The 22,533-nt window shown below is 59.0% G+C and carries 23 protein-coding genes; 16 read left to right on the forward strand and 7 right to left on the reverse strand.

Annotated features, from left to right (window positions below; all coding sequences use genetic code 11):
• Positions 1–5: 5 nt before the first annotated feature.
• On the reverse strand, positions 6–494 hold the full coding sequence (locus tag KGA98_RS01115; RefSeq protein ID WP_007970900.1) for a DUF3015 domain-containing protein: 489 nt from the start codon (positions 492–494) through the stop codon (positions 6–8).
• 420 nt (positions 495–914) lie between these two features.
• On the opposite strand from KGA98_RS01115, the gene KGA98_RS01120 reads away from it, so the two are divergent.
• Both KGA98_RS01120 and KGA98_RS01125 read left to right on the forward strand, forming a co-directional pair.
• A complete protein-coding gene (locus KGA98_RS01120) occupies positions 915–3,353 on the forward strand; it encodes a Lon protease family protein (protein WP_223500343.1) in 2,439 nt (812 codons plus the stop codon).
• 302 nt (positions 3,354–3,655) lie between these two features.
• Positions 3,656–3,997, forward strand: a complete 342-nt coding sequence (locus KGA98_RS01125) for a hypothetical protein (RefSeq protein WP_008052055.1) — start codon at positions 3,656–3,658, stop codon at positions 3,995–3,997.
• A gap of 6 nt (positions 3,998–4,003) precedes the next feature.
• Here the strand turns inward: KGA98_RS01125 and KGA98_RS01130 are convergent, their stop codons facing one another.
• Entirely contained in the window at positions 4,004–5,833 is a 1,830-nt protein-coding gene (locus tag KGA98_RS01130; protein WP_223500346.1) for a hypothetical protein, read from the reverse strand.
• Between the two features lie 171 nt (positions 5,834–6,004).
• Between KGA98_RS01130 and KGA98_RS01135 the strand changes: the two genes are divergently transcribed.
• The 3 genes from KGA98_RS01135 (at position 6,005) to KGA98_RS01145 (ending at position 7,739) form a co-directional block, all read left to right on the forward strand.
• Positions 6,005–6,493, forward strand: a complete 489-nt coding sequence (locus KGA98_RS01135; protein WP_007970904.1) for a TIGR00645 family protein — start codon at positions 6,005–6,007, stop codon at positions 6,491–6,493.
• Positions 6,494–6,709: 216 nt separating this feature from the next.
• Entirely contained in the window at positions 6,710–7,000 is a 291-nt protein-coding gene (locus KGA98_RS01140) for a DUF6482 family protein (protein WP_218497994.1), read from the forward strand.
• 121 nt (positions 7,001–7,121) lie between these two features.
• Complete coding sequence (locus KGA98_RS01145; protein ID WP_008022510.1) at positions 7,122–7,739, forward strand: FKBP-type peptidyl-prolyl cis-trans isomerase; 618 nt, start codon at positions 7,122–7,124, stop codon at positions 7,737–7,739.
• Positions 7,740–7,871: 132 nt separating this feature from the next.
• Here KGA98_RS01145 and KGA98_RS01150 read toward each other — a convergent pair whose 3' ends face one another.
• The 3 genes from KGA98_RS01150 to KGA98_RS01160 form a co-directional block, all read right to left on the reverse strand.
• Positions 7,872–8,129 carry a hypothetical protein gene (locus tag KGA98_RS01150; protein WP_008052059.1) on the reverse strand — a complete coding sequence of 86 codons (258 nt, stop codon included), beginning with the start codon at positions 8,127–8,129 and terminating at the stop codon, positions 7,872–7,874.
• 199 nt (positions 8,130–8,328) lie between these two features.
• Positions 8,329–8,670 (reverse strand): zinc ribbon domain-containing protein YjdM, encoded by a 342-nt coding sequence (locus tag KGA98_RS01155; RefSeq protein ID WP_008154270.1) that lies wholly within the window; start codon positions 8,668–8,670, stop codon positions 8,329–8,331.
• A gap of 203 nt (positions 8,671–8,873) precedes the next feature.
• Positions 8,874–9,842, reverse strand: coding sequence for a polyprenyl synthetase family protein (locus KGA98_RS01160; RefSeq protein WP_154910669.1), 969 nt, complete (start codon positions 9,840–9,842; stop codon positions 8,874–8,876).
• A 239-nt stretch (positions 9,843–10,081) separates the two neighbouring features.
• Here KGA98_RS01160 and rplU point away from each other — a divergent pair, with 239 nt between their 5' ends.
• From rplU to KGA98_RS01185, 5 genes are all read left to right on the forward strand, one after another.
• Positions 10,082–10,396 (forward strand): 50S ribosomal protein L21, encoded by a 315-nt coding sequence (rplU, locus tag KGA98_RS01165; RefSeq protein WP_003176051.1) that lies wholly within the window; start codon positions 10,082–10,084, stop codon positions 10,394–10,396.
• Positions 10,397–10,431: 35 nt separating this feature from the next.
• Complete coding sequence (gene rpmA, locus KGA98_RS01170) at positions 10,432–10,689, forward strand: 50S ribosomal protein L27 (RefSeq protein ID WP_003281574.1); 258 nt, start codon at positions 10,432–10,434, stop codon at positions 10,687–10,689.
• A 195-nt stretch (positions 10,690–10,884) separates the two neighbouring features.
• Positions 10,885–12,108 carry an Obg family GTPase CgtA gene (cgtA, locus tag KGA98_RS01175; RefSeq protein WP_223500355.1) on the forward strand — a complete coding sequence of 408 codons (1,224 nt, stop codon included), beginning with the start codon at positions 10,885–10,887 and terminating at the stop codon, positions 12,106–12,108.
• Between the two features lie 137 nt (positions 12,109–12,245).
• A complete protein-coding gene (proB, locus tag KGA98_RS01180; RefSeq protein ID WP_057713234.1) occupies positions 12,246–13,364 on the forward strand; it encodes a glutamate 5-kinase in 1,119 nt (372 codons plus the stop codon).
• 12 nt (positions 13,365–13,376) lie between these two features.
• Positions 13,377–13,841 carry a CreA family protein gene (locus KGA98_RS01185; protein WP_223500357.1) on the forward strand — a complete coding sequence of 155 codons (465 nt, stop codon included), beginning with the start codon at positions 13,377–13,379 and terminating at the stop codon, positions 13,839–13,841.
• Positions 13,842–14,025: 184 nt separating this feature from the next.
• On the opposite strand, the gene rpsT is transcribed toward KGA98_RS01185, so the two are convergent.
• The gene (gene rpsT / locus KGA98_RS01190) at positions 14,026–14,304 is read right to left on the reverse strand and encodes a 30S ribosomal protein S20 (RefSeq protein WP_007970922.1); all 279 of its coding nucleotides are present in this window, start codon (positions 14,302–14,304) and stop codon (positions 14,026–14,028) included.
• A gap of 252 nt (positions 14,305–14,556) precedes the next feature.
• Here rpsT and murJ point away from each other — a divergent pair, with 252 nt between their 5' ends.
• The 6 genes from murJ (at position 14,557) to ispH (ending at position 22,012) form a co-directional block, all read left to right on the forward strand.
• Positions 14,557–16,095, forward strand: coding sequence for a murein biosynthesis integral membrane protein MurJ (gene murJ, locus KGA98_RS01195; RefSeq protein ID WP_057713236.1), 1,539 nt, complete (start codon positions 14,557–14,559; stop codon positions 16,093–16,095).
• A 129-nt stretch (positions 16,096–16,224) separates the two neighbouring features.
• Positions 16,225–17,163 carry a bifunctional riboflavin kinase/FAD synthetase gene (gene ribF / locus KGA98_RS01200; protein WP_173677972.1) on the forward strand — a complete coding sequence of 313 codons (939 nt, stop codon included), beginning with the start codon at positions 16,225–16,227 and terminating at the stop codon, positions 17,161–17,163.
• 13 nt (positions 17,164–17,176) lie between these two features.
• Complete coding sequence (gene ileS / locus KGA98_RS01205) at positions 17,177–20,008, forward strand: isoleucine--tRNA ligase (protein WP_218497997.1); 2,832 nt, start codon at positions 17,177–17,179, stop codon at positions 20,006–20,008.
• Complete coding sequence (gene lspA, locus KGA98_RS01210) at positions 20,001–20,513, forward strand: signal peptidase II (RefSeq protein WP_007970932.1); 513 nt, start codon at positions 20,001–20,003, stop codon at positions 20,511–20,513. The genes ileS and lspA overlap by 8 nt, the downstream gene beginning before the upstream one ends.
• 7 nt (positions 20,514–20,520) lie before the next feature.
• Positions 20,521–20,958 (forward strand): FKBP-type peptidyl-prolyl cis-trans isomerase, encoded by a 438-nt coding sequence (gene fkpB / locus KGA98_RS01215; RefSeq protein ID WP_172435403.1) that lies wholly within the window; start codon positions 20,521–20,523, stop codon positions 20,956–20,958.
• 106 nt (positions 20,959–21,064) lie between these two features.
• Positions 21,065–22,012, forward strand: a complete 948-nt coding sequence (gene ispH, locus KGA98_RS01220) for a 4-hydroxy-3-methylbut-2-enyl diphosphate reductase (protein ID WP_223500359.1) — start codon at positions 21,065–21,067, stop codon at positions 22,010–22,012.
• On the opposite strand, the gene KGA98_RS01225 is transcribed toward ispH, so the two are convergent.
• Entirely contained in the window at positions 21,981–22,520 is a 540-nt protein-coding gene (locus KGA98_RS01225; protein WP_154947287.1) for a GspH/FimT family pseudopilin, read from the reverse strand. The genes ispH and KGA98_RS01225 overlap by 32 nt on opposite strands.
• Between the last annotated feature and the right edge of the window lie 13 nt (positions 22,521–22,533).

Below are 22,533 nucleotides of genomic sequence, written 5' to 3' on the forward strand. Positions count from 1 at the left end.
CGAGCTTAAGCCTGAGTCGCGTACTTGGCCAGACGAGGGTCGGCTTTGAGCACGGCCAGGGTATTGGTATGCACGTCTTCTGCGGTCACGTCAGCCTTGCTGAAGATCTGCTGGAAGTGCTCGTGAGTGACTGCGGCGAAGTGCGCACGGTCTTCCGGCGCCACGCCCAGTACCACGGCATAGGTGGTCAGCGCTTCGCCCTGACCCTTGGCCATGTCTTCGGACAGCTCGTTCATCATGCCATTCATGGCAAACCAGGATTTGCCGCCATAGGTCAGCGACGCATTGGTTGCGCAACCGTTGGTGCCGGAGGTCATGCCGAAGGTTGCGTTGCCGGAGGTGCCGTTGGTGGTGGATGCCAGGAAGTGAGCTGGAGTACCACGCTGGCCTTCGAACAGCATGTTGCCCCAACCGCAATCCGGACCGCCAGGCGCTTGCGCCATGGCATTGATGGATACAGCGGTGAAGAGAGTACCAAGAAGAATCCGTTTCATAGCTTTGTTCTCTTTGTGTGCGTACCAATAGACAAGGGAGTCTGGCCCCGGCTCTGCATGCAAACTGCCTGCGCGACGATCATGCTGCGTTGAAAGCAGGCTCGGAATGCTCATGTAGGCCCCTACACTCCGCTTCCTCGCCTGCTTTCGCCTTGCCTGATCGCCGCTCGGCGAGTTTTCCTGCAGACCCTTCCGCTGCCAGTGGGCCGGTCATTAGTCCAGCCGCGCAGTTTGGAGTTTAGGCACGATCACAGGGTTCCGTGATTTTTTGCAAAACATTCATGGAAAACGGCCGCGCAAGCCCGGCCCGCCTGGGGTTGGCCGGTTGACGGTGATCAGGCCTGCGGCGCTCCTTGCCAGTCGGGCATGGGCGGCGCCAGAATGCTGCCATCTGCCCCGCCTGATTGTTAAGGAAGCCCGATGCCTGATCCTGTTGCTGCCAGCTTGCGTCTAGCGCCCGAAGCGCTGACCCGTCCGTTTTCCGCTGAACAGTTCAGCTTCTCTACCACCAATGATCTGGAGCCCTTTCGCGGTGTGCTTGGCCAGGAACGTGCGGTCGAAGCCTTGCAGTTCGGTGTGGCCATGCCACGCCCCGGTTACAACGTATTCGTCATGGGCGAGCCCGGTACTGGCCGGTTCTCGTTCGTCAAACGCTACCTCAAGGCCGAAGGCAAGCGCCTGCAGACCCCGGCGGACTGGGTCTACGTCAACAACTTCGATGAACCGCGCGAACCACGTGCCCTGGAGTTGCCGTCGGGCACTGCCGGTAACTTCATTGGTGATATCAACGGTTTGATCGACAACCTGCTGGCGACATTTCCGGCAGTATTCGAGCATCCGTCCTACCAGCAGAAGAAAAGCAGTATCGACCGCGCCTTCAACCAGCGCTACGACAAGGCCCTGGACGTCATCGAGCGACTGGCGCTGGAAAAGGAAGTTGCGCTGTACCGCGACGCCAGCAATATCGCCTTCACCCCGATGAGCGACGGCAAGGCGTTGGACGAAGCTGAGTTCGCCCAGTTGCCGGAAGCCGAGCGCGAGCGCTTTCATGAGGATATTTCGGCACTGGAGGAGCGCCTGAACGAAGAGCTCGCCAGCCTGCCGCAATGGAAACGCGAGTCGAGCAACCAGCTGCGTCATCTGAACGAAGAAACCATTACCCTGGCCTTGCAGCCATTGTTGTCGCCATTGTCGGAGAAGTACGCCGAGAACGCGGCGGTATGCGGTTATCTGCAGGCGATGCAGGTGTACTTGCTCAAGTCCGTGGTCGAGCAGCTGGTAGACGATAGCAAGACCGACGCTGTCGCCCGCAAGTTGCTGGAAGAACAATACGCGCCGAGCCTGGTGGTCGGTCACTCGGCCAGCGGCGGTGCGCCGGTGGTGTTCGAGCCGCACCCGACCTACGAAAACCTTTTTGGCCGGATCGAATACAGCACCGATCAGGGTGCGCTTTACACCACCTACCGCCAACTGCGGCCGGGTGCCTTGCACCGGGCCAATGGCGGTTTCCTGATCCTTGAAGCGGACAAAATGCTCAGCGAGCCGTTCGTGTGGGATGCACTGAAACGCGCCCTGCAATCACGCAAACTGAAAATGGAATCGCCGCTGGGGGAGATGGGCCGTTTTGCGACCGTAACCCTGACGCCGCAACACATTCCGTTGCAGGTCAAAGTCGTCATCATCGGTGCCCGTCAGCTGTATTACACGCTGCAAGACCTCGATCCGGACTTCCAGGAGATGTTCCGCGTCCTGGTGGATTTCGACGAAGACATCCCGATGGTCGACGAGAGCCTGGAGCAGTTCGCCCAGTTGCTCAAGACCCGTACTTCCGAAGAAGGCATGGCACCGCTGACCGCTGATGCGGTGGCACGCCTGGCGACCTACAGTGCACGTCTGGCCGAGCACCAGGGGCGCTTGTCGGCGCGTATCGGTGACTTGTTCCAACTGGTCAGCGAGGCGGACTTCATCCGACATCTGGCCGGCGATGAACGGACCGACGCGGGGCATATCGAGCGCGCGCTCAAGGCCAAGGCCACACGGACCGGTCGTGTGTCAGCGCGGATTCTCGATGACATGCTGGCCGGGATCATCCTGATCGACACCGCGGGCGCGGCGGTCGGCAAGTGCAATGGTTTGACGGTGCTGGAAGTCGGCGACTCGGCCTTTGGTATACCGGCGCGGATTTCCGCCACCGTGTACCCGGGCGGCAGCGGTATCGTCGACATCGAGCGCGAGGTCAACCTCGGTCAGCCGATCCACTCCAAAGGCGTGATGATCCTTACCGGTTATCTGGGCAGCCGTTACGCCCAGGAGTTTCCGCTGGCGATTTCCGCGAGCATCGCCCTGGAGCAATCCTACGGTTATGTCGATGGCGACAGCGCTTCTTTGGGTGAGGCTTGCACCCTGATCTCGGCCTTGTCGAAAACCCCGCTCAAGCAGTGCTTTGCCATCACCGGTTCGATCAACCAGTTCGGCGAAGTGCAGGCGGTCGGCGGAGTCAACGAGAAGATCGAGGGCTTCTTCCGTTTGTGCGAAGCCCGCGGGTTGACCGGCGAGCAGGGGGCAATCATTCCTCACGCCAACGTCGCCACCCTGATGCTCGATGAGAAGGTGCTGGCGGCGGTGCGTGCGGGTCAGTTCCATGTCTACGCGGTCCGTCAGGCCGACGAAGCCTTGAGTCTGCTGGTCGGCGAGCCGGCCGGCGAACCGGACGAGAATGGCGAGTTTCCTGAAGGCAGCGTGAACGCGCGGGTCGTGGAGCGCCTGCGGGTTATCGCGGAAATGATCAGCGAAGATGATCTCAAGGAAGCCGAGAAGGAGTTGGCGCAAGAGGCTTTGGCGGAAACCAAGCCGGCCTGATGCAGTAACCCATGTGGGAGCGGGCTTGCTCGCGAAAGCGGTGAATCAGCCAACATAAATGTTGGATGTTTTGACGCTTTCGCGAGCAAGCCCGCTCCCACATTTGTTTGTGTGAACACTGGAGAAGCGTCGTCGAAATGACGTCAATATTCACACTATGACCATTCGGCGCCTTTCGGTCTTGCCTCGGCCTGCAAGGCAGACTTTTCTTCTATTCTCTGCTCAAGGATATCGACGTAATCACAGGATCGAAACAGCCTTCCCATGGGGGCTGAATACCGGATCTACCGAGGGTCGCCGCCATGTCGCGCAACCTCTGCCTCACCCGTCAATGCCTGGGCCTTGTGACCCGTATCGAATGTGCCATCCGTCCATTGGCGGGAGATACGGGCATGTGGACTCTGTTGTTCGCCGCCGGAATGGCCGGTGAACAACCTTCGGCCATCAAGGCCCAAGGCCCGTTCCACGGTCCGTTCGTCGCTGAATCAATCCTCGACACCATCGTTGAAAGCCTGACCCTGCACGGCTACGAGTTGGCCGACGATCCGCAAATCTGGTGCCTGCACCTGCAAGCCCAACTGCGGGAAATCAACGGTGGTCGCTGCCGGAACATGGGCGGCTTCGAGTTTCACCCCGAGCACTGAGTGGCACTATTGATCAAGGCGCGTCATGTCGGCCTTGTCGAGTTTGACTTCGAAACCATATTGCACGGTGGTGAGATCAGTGCGCTGATAGGTTTCCAGGCGCGTAGGCTGCCCGTAGAAGTAATGCACGGCAAACTGCGCCGGCCCCTGTGCGCTCGCGCCATGACTGACCGATAGAATCTCCTTCAAGTAACTACCGCTGTCGTCCTTGGCGAAAAAGCGCCAGTCCTGGGCGGGAAATACCTTCAGGTCCACCACCAGTGCATTGTCTTTGAGCGCGAGGCCCTTGGGCAGTTGACGGGCTTCGACGGTTTGCTTGTCGACCGTGGCCAGGAACAACGGCATCGAGCCCACCGCATAGGCCGGGGTTTGTGGAAACAGATTCAGATCGTAAGTGATGATGCCGCGCAGGGGATCGATCTGGTACGCCTCTGACGGCAGTTCGATCGGCTCGTCGCGATTGCCACGAGTGTCTTCGGTAAAGAAGCTCACCGGACTTTCACCGGGGTTGAACGATGTGCCGAGCAGCTCATCGTTGAAGGTACGCAGGTGAGTGAATTCGATTCGCGCAGCGCTGGGGTCGTCGACCGACTGACTGATGCTGACGTTCTTTTTCAGCTGATCCTCACTCAGCGTTGCCCCTTTCAGCCAGCCCGCCGCCTGGTCGTCATAGACCACCACGGACAGGTTCAAGGGCTGGATGGACTTGTCCGTGGTATAGGCATCGAAGCGCCGGATCGGCAGGTCGAGGTCCTTTCGGGTGACCGTGACGGCGGAAAAATCCAGCATGCTGACTTCGAGAGTTTCGATTATCCCGTTGAAGTACACCTTCGAATAATGTCGAGCCTGCTGTTTCTCAAAATTGCGTTGTTCTTCATCGAGCTGTTTTTCCAGGGACTCGCTCCAGCTCTTTTGCTGCTGCATCTTGGCCAGTTGCTGCTGATAGAAGGCAATTTGTACCGAGGTTTCGTTGATTGAACCGGCGCGCGCGATGAATTGCCCGGTGCTGTCCCTGGCCTGGACGATCAGCGGGTTGAGCGGTGCTTCACTGACTTCGGGGGCCAGCGGCGTGCTGTTGTTGTATTCGATTTCCGCGTAGTTGTTCGTCAATGTGAGGAGGGTGACGCTCAGGTTGTCATTGGTGCGGGTCTGGCCTACGTCCTTTTTCGTCAGGTCGAAGCTGTAGAGGCGCCGTGGCGCGATGACTTCGACTTTGCCTTGCAGGCTCACCGGTTGCGGTTGCTGCTTTCTGTCAATGTCGAGGCCTTCGATGAAGGGGTAGGCCACGGTCAGGTCATCGGGGTTGGTCAGGTTGGAGCTCGATGGGCTGAGCTGAATGCCGGGGTCGGTTTCCGACCATTCCGGCTGGAAGGGAATCACTCGTTTGTTGCTTAGCGTGACCGACTGCCATTCCAGGCCATGGGGAAACAAAAACGCGGCAGGAACGCTGAACGTGAAGGGGAACACGGGCTGCAGATCGATCAGATAGTCGGAACTGGAGTCCTTTTGCAGCACGAACAACCCGTTGATGTAGGTGTCGACCAGGGCCTGCGGGCTCGGGTAGTGCTTGAGCATGGCGAGGGCGTCTTCGCCGTATTCGGTTTCCACCGGCTTGCTGTCGAGCTTGAGTTGCGCGCGTTCGAGCAGCAGCAGTGAGCCACCCAGTTCCGACACGGCATCCTTGAGCTTCGGATCCTGAATGGCGTCCAGCGACTTTTCGAACTGCGCGGTTTTTTCTTCGAGGCTGACCTGGCGTTTTTCTTCGCTGGGTGAGCAGCCGCTCAGCAGCAGCGCCAGGCAAATTCCGGCACTCGTCAAAGGCAATTGCACATCCATTTCCAGTCTTCCTGTCCGACATCACTGAGCAGTCAATGATTTGGACACTAGCAGAAAAACTTTGATACACAGGCGCAGGTGACGGATTTTTCGACGGTTTCTGGCTGCTTCTGGGTATGGACGGGTGGCTGGTATACTCGCCGCCATTTCCAGTCCAACGTGTGAGATTCAATGGAACGCTTTATCGAAAATGCAATGTACGCCTCGCGCTGGCTGCTGGCGCCGATCTATTTCGGCCTGTCCCTCGGACTGCTGGCGCTGGCACTGAAATTCTTCCAGGAAGTCTTCCACGTCATCCCGAACGTGTTTTCGATGGCCGAATCGGACTTGATCCTGGTACTGCTGTCGCTGATCGACATGGCCCTGGTGGGCGGTTTGCTGGTGATGGTGATGATTTCCGGCTACGAAAATTTCGTCTCGCAACTGGACATCGACGACAGCAAGGAAAAACTCAACTGGCTGGGCACCATGGACTCTTCGTCGCTGAAGATGAAGGTGGCCGCATCGATCGTGGCGATCTCGTCCATTCACCTGCTGCGCATCTTCATGGACGCCAAGAACGTCGATCCCGAGCATTTGCAGTGGTATGTGATCATCCACATGACCTTCGTGGTCTCGGCCTTCGCCATGGGTTACCTGGATAAAGTCACCAAGCACTGATTTACCCATCTGCTGTAGGAGCGAGCCCGCGATGGACTCAAGATCGCCGCGGGGTGTCAGGTTTCCCGCGTCATCGTTGGCAAGCATCGCGAGCGAGCTCGCTCCTACAGAGGGGCGTGATGAAACAGACGGGCGGCGTCGTTTGTGGCTTGTGCTTTGATGCGCCGAGGCCTATCCCTGTAAGTATGTTGGTTCGCCACTGCGTGAGGTGCGTTCATGACCCTGAATGAGTTGAATGCGTATGCCGTCGCCGGGAAGGTCGATGAGCTGAACCTGATCTCGATGGAGGGGGGCATCTACCTGCTGGAGGCGCGGATGCATGGCGCGGCGTATCCATTGAGCGATACCCACGGACACATGATGAGCCTGCGTTCGGTGGAGCATGCCCGTGATGTGCTGCGCTCCTTTCCCAAGTTGCACTTCAACCTTGTGCACACGGTCGTGCACGACGAAATGTGCGGTCTGGTTGCCGATGTTGAGGAAAACCTGAAGGTGCCGATCGCCTGAGGTCCCTCATCAAAGGCATGACATCTGTGCTAGTCTGCTGGCCCTTTTGGTTCCGGGCGCTCCGGGACGCGCTGTGCACGCATGGCAAGTTCCCGAGCCGTCCGCACAGCGGAGCAGTGTCATGTCCGAAGTAAATCTGTCCACCGACGAAACCCGCGTCAGCTACGGTATTGGCCGTCAGCTGGGCGACCAACTGCGCGACAACCCGCCACCGGGCGTAAGCCTGGACGCGATCCTGGCGGGTCTGACCGACGCATTCGCCGGCAAGCCAAGCCGTGTGGGTCAGGAAGAAATGTCCGCCAGCTTCAAAGTCATCCGCGAAATCATGCAGGCCGAAGCTGCAGCCAAGGCTGAAGCGGCTGCTGGCGAAGGCCTGGCCTTCCTGGCTGAAAACGCCAAGCGTGAAGGCATCACCACTCTGGCTTCCGGCCTGCAGTTCGAAGTCCTGACCGCTGGCGAAGGCGCCAAGCCATCCCGTGAAGACTCCGTGCGTACTCATTACCACGGCACCCTGATCGACGGCACAGTGTTCGACAGCTCCTACGAGCGCGGCCAGCCTGCGGAATTCCCGGTTGGCGGCGTGATCGCCGGCTGGACCGAAGCCCTGCAACTGATGAACGCCGGTAGCAAATGGCGCCTGTACGTGCCGAGCGAGCTGGCATACGGCGCTCAAGGCGTTGGCAGCATTCCGCCGCACAGCGTACTGGTATTCGACGTCGAACTGCTCGACGTTCTGTAAGACCCGCTGATTACCTGTAGGAGCGAGCCTGCTCGCGATGGGCGTCAACGATTACGCGGCCATACTGAATGAACGCGGTGTCTTTGAGTTTTTCGCGAGCAAGCTCGCTCCTACAGAGTCTTGCAGTGATTTTCATATTTCGATCTTGTGGTGCAGTTCACTGTGCGGGCGCAACGCCCGGGCATAGCAGAACAGAAACAGATTTCGCACCAGTTCCTTGAGCACCACCGGCTCGCTGGAACTCAGGCCATTGAGGTCAAGATCACCTTGGTCCTGCAGTTCGCTCAAGGCTTCCTCTTCAAGCACTGCACAGACTTCCCCGGTTTCCCGATGCAGGATCCTGAGGTAAGGGTGTGGGCGGTCCAGCCAGGCATCGATCAGATAAGTCATGGTTCTCATCTCCATTGAAGGTTTGATGAGAATAATTCTTATTCATCAAATAGCAAGGGCCTATTGGCGGTTTGCGCTTTTTTCCGGGTAAAGATTGCGTCAGGTCAAACCGATCGGCGTTTGGCTATTGCGAGGATTTATTGGGTGAAGCAGGGAGGGAGGGCATCCCGCGCCAGGCGCGGGATGGATAACAGCAGGCTCAGACTTTTCTGACGAACTCGGACTTGAGTTTCATCGGGCCGATGCCGTCGATCTTGCAGTCGATGTCGTGATCGCCATCGCACAGGCGGATGTTCTTGACCTTGGTGCCGACCTTGACCACCAAAGACGTACCCTTGACCTTGAGGTCCTTGATCACGGTGATGGTGTCGCCGTCTTGCAGGACGTTGCCGACCGAATCCTTTTTCACTGTGTCATCGGACACCGCTTCGGCTTCACCGCTGGCGGACCATTCGTGGGCGCACTCGGGGCAGATCAGCTGGGCACCGTCTTCATAGGTGTATTCGGAATTGCATTTTGGGCAGGGTGGCAACGTGCTCACTAAGGCTCCTTGGATTCAGGATCGCTAAAAAGCGCACATTGTATAGGGTTTTAGCAGGGAGGGGTGCAGCGCAGGAAAACCTGTGGGGAACAAACCTGTGGGAGCGAGCTTGCTCGCGATGGCGTCCTTTCAGTCAACAACAATGTTGAATGTAAGTGCCTAATCGCGAGCAAGCTCGCTCCCACAGGGGGCTTGCAGTGTTGTCAGTGCGTACGCGCGACCGCGAACTCGCTCAGTTCAACGAGTGCATCGCGGTACTCGCTGGCAGGCAGCGCTTCGAGACACTGGATTGCGCGTGCCACATAGTCGCGTGCCAGTTGCGCGGTGTACTCCAGCGAGCCCGAGGCTTCCACGGCTTCGCGGATGCTTTCCAGGTCTTCGATTCCGCCTTTCTGGATCGCCTTGCGCACCAGGGCGGCCTGTTCCGGCGTACCTTCGCGCATGGTGTAGATCAGTGGCAGGGTCGGCTTGCCTTCGGCCAGATCGTCACCGACGTTCTTGCCCAGGGTTTCGGCGTCGCCTTTGTAGTCGAGCAGGTCGTCGACCAGTTGGAAGGCCACGCCCAGGTGATCACCGAATGTACGCAGGGCTTCGGCCTGTTCCGGCGTGGCCTGGCACAGGGCGGCGGCGCTGTGGGTCGAGGCTTCGAAGAGCATCGCGGTCTTGCCGCGGATGACTTCCATGTAGGTTTCTTCGGTGGTGCTGACGTCCCGCACCTTCGACAGCTGCAATACTTCGCCTTCGGCGATGATGCGCGTGGCTTGCGAAAGGATCTTCATCACCGGCATCGAGCCAAGTTCGACCATCATTTCGAATGAGCGCGAATACAGGAAGTCACCGACCAGTACGCTTGGCGCGTTGCCCCACATGGCGTTGGCGGTCGAGCGGCCACGGCGCATGCCGGACATGTCGACCACATCGTCATGCAGCAGGGTGGCGGTGTGCAGGAATTCAATGGTCGCGGCCAGCAGGCGCAGGTCATCGCCTTCGCGGCCCAGGGCCTTGCCACACAGCAACACCAGTAAAGGACGCAGGCGTTTGCCGCCGGCCGAGGTAATGTAATCGCCGATTTTCGATACCAGCGGCACTCGGGAAGTCAGCTGCTTCTTGATGATGCCGTCGACGGCGCTAAAATCGTCCGCCACCGCGCGGTAGAAAGCTTGGGGTTGCATCAGCGACAGTCGCTCCAGAAGGGTTGCGCGGCATGCTAGGACCCACGCTTGCAGGTGTCAAGGCGCGATGGACGGCCTCTTGCAAGGCTAGCGTGGCTTGCGTACAATCGCGCACCCTGAACTTCCTGGGCAGCACCTGCCTTACGCAATTGCAAGCGGGCCTCCAGCCCCACGCAGCCATGCCAGCCAATACCTCTTCTTATAAAGAGCTGGGTGAGCAGGATTATCGGAGAAATACCATGTCTTATGCAGTAATCGTTACTGGCGGCAAGCAGTACAAAGTCGCCCCAGGTGAATACCTGAAGATCGAAAAACTGGAAATCGCTACCGGCGAATCCGTTACCTTTGATCGCGTTCTGTTGGTTGCCAACGGTGACGACGTGAATATCGGCGCTCCAGTTGTTGCTGGCGCTACCGTTGTGGCTGAAGTGATCTCCCAAGGTCGTCACGATAAAGTCCGCATCATCAAGTTCCGTCGCCGTAAGCACCACATGAAGCGTATGGGCCACCGCCAGTGGTACACCGAGATCAAAATCACCGGTATTCAGGCTTAATTACAGCCTAATTCCTCACTAGGAGAATTGAACTCATGGCACACAAAAAAGCTGGTGGTAGTACCCGTAACGGTCGCGACTCAGAAGCCAAACGCCTTGGCGTGAAGATGTATGGCGGCCAGGCTATCAAAGCAGGCAACATCATCGTGCGTCAGCGCGGCACCCAATTCCACGCTGGCTACGGCGTTGGCATGGGTAAAGATCACACCCTCTTCGCTAAAGTCGAAGGCGTGATCAAGTTCGAAGTAAAAGGCGCCTTCGGTCGTCGTTACGTGAGCGTAGTCGCAGCTTAATTGCGCGATCGCTGGAAAAGCCCTGTCTCGCGACGGGGCTTTTTCGTTTGTGGGGTGAGTCTCTTGCAAAGCTGTTTGTATGGGCTGTCGGCGTACGATGTAGGTATCGTGGTTCAGGGTCGCTGCGCTCATTTTTGCAAGAGTCTTATGTCTTGATTGTTTTTCGGCTCGTCCGTATGGCGAGAGGCGTTTGTTATGAAGTTTGTTGATGAAGTATCGATTCGCGTAAAGGCTGGTGATGGCGGCAATGGCGCCATGAGTTTCCGTCGGGAAAAATTTATCGAGAACGGTGGCCCGAACGGCGGTGATGGCGGTGACGGCGGCTCCATCTACATGATGGCCGACGAAAACCTCAACACCCTGGTGGACTACCGTTACACCCGGCACTTCGATGCCGAGCGTGGCTCCAACGGCGGCAGCACCGACTGCACCGGTAAGAAGGGTGAAGACCTGATCCTGCGTGTTCCGGTCGGCACCACGGTGATCGACTCCGCGACTCAGGAAGTCATCGGCGACCTGACCAAGGCCGGTCAGAAGTTGATGGTGGTGCAGGGCGGCTGGCACGGTCTGGGCAACACCCGTTTCAAATCCAGTACCAACCGTGCGCCGCGCCAGACCACTCCGGGCAAGCCGGGTGAGCAGCGCGACCTGAAGCTGGAAATGAAAGTACTGGCTGACGTAGGTCTGCTGGGTTTGCCGAACGCCGGTAAAAGTACCTTTATCCGTTCGGTTTCGGCTGCCAAGCCGAAAGTTGCCGACTACCCGTTCACCACGCTGGTGCCGAACCTGGGTGTGGTCAGCGTCGATCGCTGGAAGAGCTTCGTCATTGCCGATATTCCGGGTTTGATCGAAGGCGCTTCCGAAGGTGCTGGTCTGGGCATTCGCTTCCTCAAGCACTTGGCGCGTACGCGTCTGCTGCTGCACCTCGTGGACATGGCGCCGCTGGATGATGCCAGCGCACCGGATGCCGCTGAAGTGATCGTCAACGAGCTGATCAAGTTCAGCCCGTCCCTGGCGGAGCGTGATCGCTGGTTGGTCCTGAACAAGTGCGACCAGATCCTTGATGAAGAGCATGATGCTCGCGTCAAGGAAATCGTTGATCGCCTGGAATGGGCTGGTCCGGTCTACGTGATCTCGGCCATCTCCAAGCTCGGTACCGAGCGTCTGTGCCACGACATCATGCGTTACATGGAGGATCGTGCCGATCGCCTGGCCAATGACCCGGCCTACAAGGAAGAGCTGGCTGATCTCGATCAGCGCATCGAAGACGAAGCTCGCGCGCAACTGCAGGCGCTGGATGACAAGCGTGCCCTGCGTCGCAGCGGCGTGAAGTCGGTCCACGACATCGGCGACGATGACTGGGACGAAGAAGATGTGGATGACGAAGACGGTCCGGAAATCATTTACGTGCGTGACTGATTCGTTGCGATAAACTTAAGCGCCGCTCAATCGAGCGGCGTTTTGGTATCTGGAAATCGATTGTTGGCCACGAGTAACCACGAATAACGTCACGGGCAGTGCTAGGTCGCGCTGCCCTCAAGCTAAGGTTGAAGATGATGCGGAGCAAGGTGACAGGTGCGCAGCGTTGGGTCGTGAAGATCGGCAGCGCTTTGCTGACGGCGGACGGCAAAGGCCTGGATCGCGCGGCAATGGGTGTCTGGGTTGAGCAGATGGTGGCCTTGCATGAGGCGGGTGTCGAGCTGGTGCTGGTGTCCTCCGGGGCGGTGGCGGCCGGTATGAGCCGTTTGGGCTGGACCTCGCGACCCAGTGCGATGCACGAGCTTCAGGCTGCCGCCGCAATCGGCCAGATGGGGTTGGTGCAGGCCTGGGAGTCAAGCTTCGCCAAGCATGGCCGGCATACCGCGCAGATTCTCCTGACTCACGACGACTTGTCCGACCGCAAGCGCTACCTGAACGCCCGCAGCACCTTGCGTGCGCTGGTCGAACTGAAGGTTATCCCGGTGATCAACGAGAATGACACCGTGGTCACCGATGAAATCCGTTTTGGCGACAACGACACCCTGGCGGCGCTGGTGGCGAACCTGGTCGAAGCGGACTTGCTGGTGATCCTGACGGATCGCGACGGCATGTTCGATGCTGATCCGCGCAACAATCCGGATGCTCAGCTGATTTACGAGGCGCGCGCCGATGATCCGGCGCTCGACGCGGTGGCGGGTGGCACCGGTGGTGCGCTGGGGCGTGGTGGTATGCAGACCAAATTGCGTGCTGCGCGTCTGGCGGCCCGTTCCGGTGCTCACACCATCATCGTTGGCGGGCGGCTTGAGCGTGTGCTGGATCGCCTCAAGGCGGGCGAGCGCATCGGCACCCTGCTGTCGCCGGAGCGCGGCATGTTGGCGGCGCGCAAGCAGTGGCTGGCCGGTCATCTGCAAACCCGTGGCACCCTGGTGCTGGATGCGGGTGCGGTGACTGCGTTGTCTCAGGGCAACAAGAGCTTGCTGCCGGTTGGGGTCAAATTGGTGCAGGGCAGCTTCCGTCGCGGCGAGATGGTGGTTTGCGTGGCGCCGGACGGTCGCGAGATTGCCCGTGGCCTGGCCAACTACAGTGCGCTGGAGGCGCAAAAAATCATCGGTCAGTCGTCTGAGGCGATTGTCGGTCTGTTGGGTTACATGGCGGAACCGGAGCTGGTTCACCGCGATAACCTGATCCTGGTCTGAAGGAATACCTGAATGCGCGTGGCAAAAGGATTGTTGGGATTGCTGGTGGCGATGCCGCTGCTGGCGTCGGCCGAAGAGATCGGTCAGGTGTCGACGGTGTTCAAGTTCGTCGGGCCGAATGACCGGATCGTGGTCGAGGCCTTTGATGATCCCAAGGTCGACGGCGTGACCTGCTATCTGTCGCGCGCCAAGACCGGCGGGGTGAAGGGTGGTCTTGGTTTGGCCGAGGACCGTGCCGAAGCGTCTATCGCTTGCCGGCAGGTCGGACCGATCAGCTTCAAGGGTGAGCTCAAGGATGGTGACGAGGTGTTCAAGGAGCGCACGTCCCTGGTGTTCAAGACCATGCAGGTGGTGCGCTTCCTCGACAAAAAGCGCAATACGCTGGTGTATCTGGTGTACAGCGATCGCCTGATCGAGGGTAGTCCGCAGAATGCGGTGACGGCGATTCCGATTTTGCCGTGGACGAACGCTCAGTAACCTTACGCAAAACGAAATGTGGGAGCGGGCTTGCTCGCGAAGAGGGGGTGTCAGTAGACGCACATGTCATCTGATACACCGCATTCGCGAGCAAGCCCGCTCCCACATTTTTTTGTGTCGCGTTCATCAAATCGCAGGCAATAAAAAACCGACCCTGAGGTCGGTTTTTTAATGAACGAGTCGCTTAGGCAGCAGCGGCAACGTTCAGGGCCTTCACGTGGCCATTCAGGCGGCTCTTATGACGAGCGGCCTTGTTCTTGTGGATGATGCCTTTATCGGCCATACGGTCGATAACTGGCACAGCCAGAACGTAAGCAGCTTGAGCTTTGGCAGCGTCTTTTGCGTCGATGGCCTTAACTACATTCTTGATGTAGGTACGAACCATGGAACGCAGGCTGGCGTTGTGGCTGCGACGCTTCTCAGCCTGTTTTGCACGTTTTTTGGCGGAAGGTGAGTTGGCCACCGTCGAGCTCCTCGAAAGACTTTTTAGGAAATAGCAAACAAAATAGGCCGCGAATCATGCCGATGAGTTGAGGTCTTGTCAAGGGCGGTTGAGACGTTCCGCTAAGTGGTAGGTGCTACACCTCTGGATATTTCTTTCCAGCGTGCGACCTGTAAACTCGCGAGCTTTGGCTCTGTGCTGTTGCGGCGCGGAGTATCGCATAAGTGGGCGCTTAGTTCGCCTGCTGTTTATCGACAGGCACAAACTCTTTCAATGAATCTGCTCAAATCGTTGGCCGCCGTCAGCTCTATCACGATGCTTTCCCGGGTTTTGGGATTTGTTCGTGACACCCTAATTGCACGTGCATTCGGCGCGGGAATGGCGACCGACGCCTTCTTCATCGCCTTCAAACTGCCCAATCTGTTGCGGCGGATTTTCGCCGAAGGGGCGTTTTCCCAGGCATTCGTACCGATTCTTGCCGAATATAAAAGTCAGAAAGGGGATGAGGCGACGCGAACCTTCATTGCCTATGTTTCCGGCCTGCTGACGCTGGTGCTGGCACTCGTCACGGCGTTGGGCATGATTGCCGCCCCGTGGGTCATCTGGGTGACCGCGCCGGGTTTCATTGATACGCCCGAGAAGTTCGAGCTGACCACGAGTCTGTTGCGGGTGACCTTTCCTTACATATTGCTGATTTCCCTGTCGTCGCTGGCGGGTGCGATCCTCAACACCTGGAACCGTTTTTCGGTCCCGGCATTCGTGCCGACGCTGCTCAACGTCAGCATGATTATTTTTGCGTTGTTCCTGACACCGTACTTCGATCCGCCCGTAATGGCGCTCGGTTGGGCGGTACTGGTGGGTGGCCTGGCACAGTTGCTCTATCAACTGCCGCACCTGAAAAAGATCGGCATGCTGGTGTTGCCGCGCCTGAACCTGCGCGACAGCGGCGTCTGGCGGGTGATGAAGCAGATGTTGCCGGCGATTCTCGGGGTATCGGTGAGCCAGATCTCGCTGATCATCAATACGATTTTCGCTTCGTTCCTGGTCGCAGGTTCCGTGTCCTGGATGTACTACGCCGACCGTTTGATGGAGTTGCCATCCGGCGTGTTGGGCGTGGCGCTGGGGACGATTCTGCTGCCGACTCTGGCCAAGACTTACGCCAGCAAGGATCGCCACGAATACTCGCGCATCCTCGATTGGGGCCTGCGTCTATGCTTCGTGCTGGTATTGCCTTGCGCCTTCGCGCTGGGGATTCTGGCCGAGCCGTTGACGGTTTCGCTGTTCCAGTACGGCCAGTTTGATGCCCATGATGCGGCCATGACTCAGCGCGCGTTGATCGCCTATTCCGTCGGCTTGCTCGGAATTATCGTGATCAAAGTGCTCGCGCCGGGCTTTTATGCGCAACAAAACATCCGCACGCCGGTAAAAATCGCAATTTTCACGTTGGTCGTCACTCAGTTGTTCAACCTGTTGCTGATCGGTCCGCTGGCTCACGCGGGACTGGCGCTCGCCATCAGCGCCGGTGCCTGCCTCAATGCAGGGCTGCTCTTCTATCAGCTGCGTAAACAGCAGATGTACCAGCCGCAACCGGGCTGGGCAAAGTTCGGCTTCAAGCTGGTGGTTGCGGTAGCGGTGATGTCTGGCGTGTTGCTGGCAGGGATGCATTTCATGCCGGCGTGGGGCGAGGGGCAGATGCTTGAGCGTTTCCTGCGTCTGGGTGCCTTGGTCGTTGCCGGTGTGGTGGCTTATTTCGGCATGTTAGTGTTGATGGGCTTCCGTTTGCGCGACTTCAATCGCAAGGCGCTGGGCTGAGGTTCTGGCCTTGATAAACACGGGCGAGCCGGCGGTTTTGTCGGCTCGATCACTTTGGGTTACGGTGTTGCCTGTCGTCGGCCGCCGGGTGTGGTTATAATCGACCACTTTATGAGCAAGAAGCGCGTTATGCAGCTGGTTCGAGGCCTCCACAATCTGCGCCCCCGGCATCGGGGCTGTGTCGCCACTATTGGCAACTTTGACGGTGTACACCGCGGCCACCAGGCTATCCTGGCGCGCCTGCGTGAGCGTGCGCTCGAGTTGGGCGTGCCCAGCTGCGTGGTGATTTTCGAGCCGCAACCGCGAGAGTTCTTCGCTCCGGACACCGCGCCGGCTCGTCTGGCCCGCCTGCGGGACAAGCTGCAATTGCTGGCCGCCGAAGGCGTCGACCGTGTTCTGTGCCTGGCCTTTAACCAGCGCCTGAGCAAGCTCAGTGCCAGTGAGTTCGTCGATACCATTCTGGTCGACGGTCTTGGCGTCCAGCACCTGGAGGTCGGGGATGACTTCCGTTTCGGCTGTGACCGCGCGGGAGATTTCGATTTCCTGCAACAGGCCGGCATCGTTCAGGGTTTTACCGTCGAGGCGGCGCAAACCGTTGAGCTGGACGGTATTCGCGTCAGCAGCACTCAGGTCCGCAATGCCCTGGCCGCAGCTGATTTTGCCTTGGCCGAGCGACTGTTAGGTCGGCCGTTCCAGATTACCGGGCGGGTACTCCACGGCCAGAAGCTGGCTCGCCAGTTGGGTACGCCCACGGCCAACATACAACTCAAGCGCCGTCGCGTTCCGCTTTCCGGGGTTTACCTGGTCAACGTCGACATCGACGGCAAGACCTGGCCAGGCGTCGCCAATATCGGCGTGCGGCCAACGGTACAAGGTGATGGCAAGGCCCACCTCGAAATACATCTTTTAGATTTTGCCGGCGATCTGTATGACCGGCGTTTAACGGTGGTTTTCCACCACAAGCTGCGTGAAGAGCAGCGTTTCGCCTCTCTGGAGGCGTTGAAAACGGCGATCAACGCGGATGTCGCCGCCGCCCGTGCACTAGCCGCACCTAGCGCCCATCGCTAATGAAGAGCCTTAAATGACCGACTATAAAGCCACGCTAAACCTTCCGGACACCGCCTTCCCAATGAAGGCCGGCCTGCCACAGCGCGAACCGCAGATCCTGCAGCGCTGGGACAGTATTGGCCTGTACGGAAAGTTGCGCGAGATTGGCAAGGATCGTCCGAAGTTCGTATTGCACGACGGCCCTCCGTACGCCAACGGCTCGATTCACATCGGTCATGCGCTGAACAAGATTCTCAAGGACATGATCATCCGCTCGAAAACCCTGTCGGGCTTCGACGCGCCTTATGTTCCGGGCTGGGACTGCCACGGCCTGCCGATCGAGCACAAGGTCGAAGTGACCCACGGCAAGAACCTGGGCGCGGACAAGACCCGCGAACTGTGCCGGGCCTACGCCACCGAACAGATCGAAGGGCAGAAGTCCGAGTTCATCCGCCTGGGTGTGCTGGGTGACTTCGCCAACCCGTACAAGACCATGGACTTCAAGAACGAGGCCGGTGAAATCCGTGCCTTGGCCGAAATCGTCAAGGGCGGTTTCGTGTTCAAGGGCTTGAAGCCTGTGAACTGGTGCTTCGACTGTGGTTCGGCCCTGGCCGAAGCGGAAGTCGAGTACGAAAACAAGAAGTCCTCGACCATCGACGTGGCCTTCCCGATTGCCGATGAAGCCAAACTGGCTGCCGCCTTCGGTCTGCCATCGCTGGGCAAGCCTGCCTCGATCGTGATCTGGACCACCACCCCGTGGACCATCCCGGCCAACCAGGCGCTGAACGTTCACCCGGAATTCAACTACGCCCTGGTCGACGTCGGCGACAAACTGCTGGTGCTGGCTGAAGAGCTGGTCGAGTCGTGCCTGGCGCGCTACTCGCTGGAAGGCTCGGTCGTTGCGACCACCACCGGCAAAGCGCTGGAACTGATCAACTTCCGTCACCCGTTCTACGACCGTCTGTCGCCGGTTTACCTGGCCGACTACGTTGAACTGGGCGCCGGCACCGGCGTGGTTCACTCATCTCCGGCCTACGGCGTGGACGACTTCGTGACCTGCAAGAAGTACGGCATGGTCAACGATGACATCCTCAATCCGGTACAAAGCAACGGCGTTTACGTGCCGTCGCTGGAGTTCTTCGGCGGCCAGTTCATCTGGAAGGCCAACCCGGCCATCGTCGACAAGCTGACCGAAGTCGGTGCGCTGCTGCACACCACCGTCATCGAACACAGCTACATGCACTGCTGGCGCCACAAAACCCCGCTGATCTATCGCGCTACCGCGCAGTGGTTCATCGGCATGGACAAGCAGCCGACCACCGGCGACACCCTGCGTCAGCGCTCGCTCAAAGCCATCGAAGAGACCCAGTTCGTTCCGGCCTGGGGCCAGGCGCGCCTGCACTCGATGATCGCCAACCGTCCGGACTGGTGCATTTCCCGTCAGCGCAACTGGGGCGTGCCGATCCCGTTCTTCCTGAACAAGGAAAGCGGCGAACTGCACCCACGTACCGTCGAGCTGATGGAAGTCGTGGCCAAGCGCGTTGAAGTCGAAGGCATCGAGGCCTGGTTCAAGCTGGACGCAGCCGAACTGCTGGGCGATGAAGCGCCGCAGTACGACAAGATCAGCGACACCCTGGACGTCTGGTTCGACTCGGGTACTACGCACTGGCACGTTCTGCGCGGTTCGCACCCGATGGGTCACGAAACCGGCCCGCGCGCCGACCTGTACCTGGAAGGTTCGGACCAACACCGTGGCTGGTTCCACTCGTCGCTGCTGACCGGTTGCGCCATCGACAACCACGCACCGTATCGCGAACTGCTGACTCACGGCTTCACTGTCGACGAGTCCGGCCGCAAGATGTCCAAGTCCCTGGGCAACGTGATCGCGCCACAGAAAGTCAACGACACCCTGGGCGCCGACATCATGCGTCTGTGGGTCGCTTCGACCGACTATTCGGGTGAAATGGCGGTTTCCGAGCAGATCCTGCAACGCAGTGCGGACGCCTACCGGCGTATCCGTAACACCGCGCGTTTCCTGCTTTCGAACCTGACCGGCTTCAACCCGGCCACCGACCTGCTGCCGGCCGAAGAAATGCTGGCTCTGGACCGTTGGGCCGTGGACCGTACCCTGCTGTTGCAACGCGAACTGCAAGAGCACTACGGCGAATACCGCTTCTGGAACGTGTACTCGAAGATCCACAACTTCTGCGTGCAGGAACTGGGCGGCTTCTACCTCGATATCATCAAGGATCGTCAGTACACCACTGGAGCCGACAGCAAGGCTCGTCGTTCGTGCCAGACTGCGCTTTTCCACATCTCCGAGGCGCTGGTGCGCTGGATCGCGCCGATCCTGGCGTTCACCGCCGACGAACTGTGGCAGTACCTGCCGGGCGAGCGTAACGAGTCTGTCATGCTCAACACCTGGTACGAAGGCCTGAGCGAACTGCCGGAAGGCATCGAGCTGGATCGCGCTTACTGGGACCGGATCATGGCGGTCAAGGTCGCGGTCAACAAGGAAATGGAAATCCAGCGTGCAGCCAAGGCTGTCGGTGGCAACCTGCAGGCCGAGGTGACGCTGTTCGCCGAAGACGCGCTCACCGCCGACCTGGCCAAGTTGAGCAACGAACTGCGCTTTGTACTGATCACTTCGACCGCCAGTGTTGCGCCATTGGTGCAAGCACCGGCCGATGCCGTGGTCACTGAAGTCAGCGGCCTGAAGCTGAAAATCGTCAAGTCGGGCCACGCCAAGTGCGCTCGTTGCTGGCACTGCCGTGAAGACGTCGGTGTGAACCCGGAGCATCCGGAAATCTGCGGCCGTTGCGTCGACAACATCAGCGGCGCTGGCGAGGTCCGTCACTATGCCTAATGCCGTTGGCCGTTTCGGACGGCTGAGCTGGCTCTGGTTGAGTTTGCTGGTCCTGGTCATCGACCAGGCCAGCAAGTTCTACTTCGAAGGCAAGCTCCAGATGTACCAGCAGATCGTGATCATCCCCGATTACTTCAGCTGGACCCTGGCCTACAACACTGGCGCGGCATTCAGTTTCCTGGCTGACAGCTCCGGCTGGCAGCGCTGGCTATTCGCGTTGATCGCTGTCGTGGTCAGTGCGGTGCTGGTGGTGTGGCTCAAGCGTCTGGGGCGCAACGAGACCTGGCTGGCGGTTGCGCTGGCACTGGTGCTCGGCGGCGCGCTGGGCAATCTGTATGACCGCATTGCCCTGGGCCATGTGATCGATTTCATTCTGGTGCATTGGCAGAATCGCTGGTATTTCCCGGCGTTCAACTTTGCCGACAGCGCAATCACGGTTGGTGCTGTCATGCTGGCACTGGATATGTTCAAAAGTAAAAAGACCGGAGAAACCGTTCATGACTGAACAGGTATTGGCTGAGCAACGCATCGGCCAGAACACGGAAGTCACCTTGCATTTCGCATTGCGCCTGGAGAACGGCGACACGGTGGACAGCACCTTCGATAAAGCCCCGGCGACCTTCAAGGTCGGTGACGGCAACCTGTTGCCAGGTTTCGAAGCGGCGCTGTTCGGTTTCAAGGCCGGTGACAAGCGCACGCTGAGCATCGAGCCGGAAAACGCTTTCGGCCAGCCCAACCCGCAAAACGTGCAGATCATCCCGCGTTCACAGTTCCAGGATATGGAGCTGTCGCCAGGTTTGCTGGTGATCTTCAACGATGCGGCCAATACTGAATTGCCGGGCGTGGTCAAAGAGTTCGATGACGCGCAAGTGACCATCGACTTCAACCACCCGCTGGCGGGCAAGACGTTGACCTTTGACGTAGAGATCATCTCCGTCAAAGCGCTGTAAGGCACTACGGGGCAGCTTCTGTTGCCACCGGACCCTGTGGGAGCGAGCTTGCTCGCTCCCACAGTTTGTTTTTCATTGTTTTCGCGCGCAAGACACGAGGCACAGCATGCAAATCAAACTCGCCAACCCCCGTGGCTTCTGCGCCGGTGTGGACCGGGCGATCGAAATCGTCAACCGCGCCCTGGAAGTCTTCGGGCCGCCGATCTATGTGCGCCACGAAGTGGTCCACAATAAATTTGTCGTCGAAGACCTGCGCTCCCGCGGTGCGATCTTCGTCGAAGAGCTGGATCAGGTGCCGGACGACGTCATCGTGATCTTCAGTGCCCACGGCGTTTCCCAGGCCGTGCGCAGCGAAGCGGCTGGCCGTGGGTTGAAAGTGTTCGACGCCACGTGCCCGCTGGTGACCAAAGTCCACATCGAAGTGGCGCGCTACAGCCGTGACGGCCGAGAGTGCATTCTCATCGGCCACGCCGGTCACCCGGAAGTCGAAGGCACCATGGGCCAGTATGATGCCAGCAATGGCGGCGCGATCTACCTGGTCGAAGACGAGAAGGATGTCGCGGCTTTGCAGGTGAAAAACCCTGAAGCGCTCGCCTTCGTGACCCAGACCACATTGTCGATGGACGATACCAGTCGCGTTATCGACGCTCTGCGTGCGCGCTTCCCGGCCATCGGTGGACCGCGCAAGGACGACATTTGCTACGCCACGCAAAACCGTCAGGACGCGGTCAAGCAACTGGCCGACGAGTGTGATGTGGTGCTGGTGGTTGGCAGTCCGAACAGCTCGAACTCCAATCGCTTGCGCGAATTGGCAGAGCGCATGTCCACTCCGGCCTACCTGATCGACGGTGCCGAAGACCTGCAAAAGAGCTGGTTCGACGGCGTCGAGCGTATCGGCATCACCGCTGGCGCATCCGCCCCTGAAGTCCTGGTGCGCGGCGTAATCCAGCAGTTGCAGGCCTGGGGTGCCACCGGTGCCGATGAATTGGCCGGTCGCGAGGAGAACATCACGTTCTCTATGCCTAAAGAACTGCGCGTTCGTTCGTTGCTCTGAATTTATTCCTTTTTTCGCATAACGGCTGCCCAACCTTGTCGTTGCGCAGGCTGACGCGACCGGTCCGTGCCAACACCACTTGATGTTGGCTTACCGGTTCGCGAACGGTGCAAATGTATAACGTCCCTCCAATCAGTGACTCGCCCTGACCTCTGAATCGTATGGAACTTTCGACCGGACCGTTCCCCACAATCGACACGCGTGCGCCGCTCTGGCGTTCGGCCAGCAGTGGATTGTCGCTGTCCATCTCCCCCTTGCCGCTGATATCCAGAATCATCCGCCAGCCTTGGCTCCAGTCGCCATTGATGCCGTGAATCACCACGGCCTGGTTGCGGACGATGGCTTCGCTCCGGGCGGTGCGAATACTGCTGAAAAGGGCCTGCGCCGCTTGCTGTCTCTGGTTCGACTCGATCAGCGTTGCGAACGCCGGGCTGACCAACTGCAGAACAATTCCTGTAATTGCCAGTCCCATGAGCAGTTCGATCAGGCTGAAGCCTTGTTGCCGCATGACATCTCCCTCC

The organism is Pseudomonas sp. BF-R-24, assembly GCF_019947335.1.
GTDB classification, from domain to species: Bacteria; Pseudomonadota; Gammaproteobacteria; order Pseudomonadales; family Pseudomonadaceae; genus Aquipseudomonas; species Aquipseudomonas jessenii.

Bases quoted from the DNA above. Each gene is read 5' to 3' on its own strand.
- KGA98_RS01115 (WP_007970900.1), bottom strand. From the start codon at position 494: ATGAAACGGATTCTTCTTGGTACTCTCTTCACCGCTGTATCCATCAAT.
- KGA98_RS01120 (WP_223500343.1), top strand. From the start codon at position 915: ATGCCTGATCCTGTTGCTGCCAGCTTGCGTCTAGCGCCCGAAGCGCTG.
- KGA98_RS01125 (WP_008052055.1), top strand. From the start codon at position 3,656: ATGTCGCGCAACCTCTGCCTCACCCGTCAATGCCTGGGCCTTGTGACC.
- KGA98_RS01130 (WP_223500346.1), bottom strand. From the start codon at position 5,833: ATGGATGTGCAATTGCCTTTGACGAGTGCCGGAATTTGCCTGGCGCTG.
- KGA98_RS01135 (WP_007970904.1), top strand. From the start codon at position 6,005: ATGGAACGCTTTATCGAAAATGCAATGTACGCCTCGCGCTGGCTGCTG.
- KGA98_RS01140 (WP_218497994.1), top strand. From the start codon at position 6,710: ATGACCCTGAATGAGTTGAATGCGTATGCCGTCGCCGGGAAGGTCGAT.
- KGA98_RS01145 (WP_008022510.1), top strand. From the start codon at position 7,122: ATGTCCGAAGTAAATCTGTCCACCGACGAAACCCGCGTCAGCTACGGT.
- KGA98_RS01150 (WP_008052059.1), bottom strand. From the start codon at position 8,129: ATGACTTATCTGATCGATGCCTGGCTGGACCGCCCACACCCTTACCTC.
- KGA98_RS01160 (WP_154910669.1), bottom strand. From the start codon at position 9,842: ATGCAACCCCAAGCTTTCTACCGCGCGGTGGCGGACGATTTTAGCGCC.
- rplU (WP_003176051.1), top strand. From the start codon at position 10,082: ATGTCTTATGCAGTAATCGTTACTGGCGGCAAGCAGTACAAAGTCGCC.
- rpmA (WP_003281574.1), top strand. From the start codon at position 10,432: ATGGCACACAAAAAAGCTGGTGGTAGTACCCGTAACGGTCGCGACTCA.
- cgtA (WP_223500355.1), top strand. From the start codon at position 10,885: ATGAAGTTTGTTGATGAAGTATCGATTCGCGTAAAGGCTGGTGATGGC.
- proB (WP_057713234.1), top strand. From the start codon at position 12,246: ATGCGGAGCAAGGTGACAGGTGCGCAGCGTTGGGTCGTGAAGATCGGC.
- KGA98_RS01185 (WP_223500357.1), top strand. From the start codon at position 13,377: ATGCGCGTGGCAAAAGGATTGTTGGGATTGCTGGTGGCGATGCCGCTG.
- murJ (WP_057713236.1), top strand. From the start codon at position 14,557: ATGAATCTGCTCAAATCGTTGGCCGCCGTCAGCTCTATCACGATGCTT.
- ribF (WP_173677972.1), top strand. From the start codon at position 16,225: ATGCAGCTGGTTCGAGGCCTCCACAATCTGCGCCCCCGGCATCGGGGC.
- ileS (WP_218497997.1), top strand. From the start codon at position 17,177: ATGACCGACTATAAAGCCACGCTAAACCTTCCGGACACCGCCTTCCCA.
- lspA (WP_007970932.1), top strand. From the start codon at position 20,001: ATGCCTAATGCCGTTGGCCGTTTCGGACGGCTGAGCTGGCTCTGGTTG.
- ispH (WP_223500359.1), top strand. From the start codon at position 21,065: ATGCAAATCAAACTCGCCAACCCCCGTGGCTTCTGCGCCGGTGTGGAC.
- KGA98_RS01225 (WP_154947287.1), bottom strand. From the start codon at position 22,520: ATGCGGCAACAAGGCTTCAGCCTGATCGAACTGCTCATGGGACTGGCA.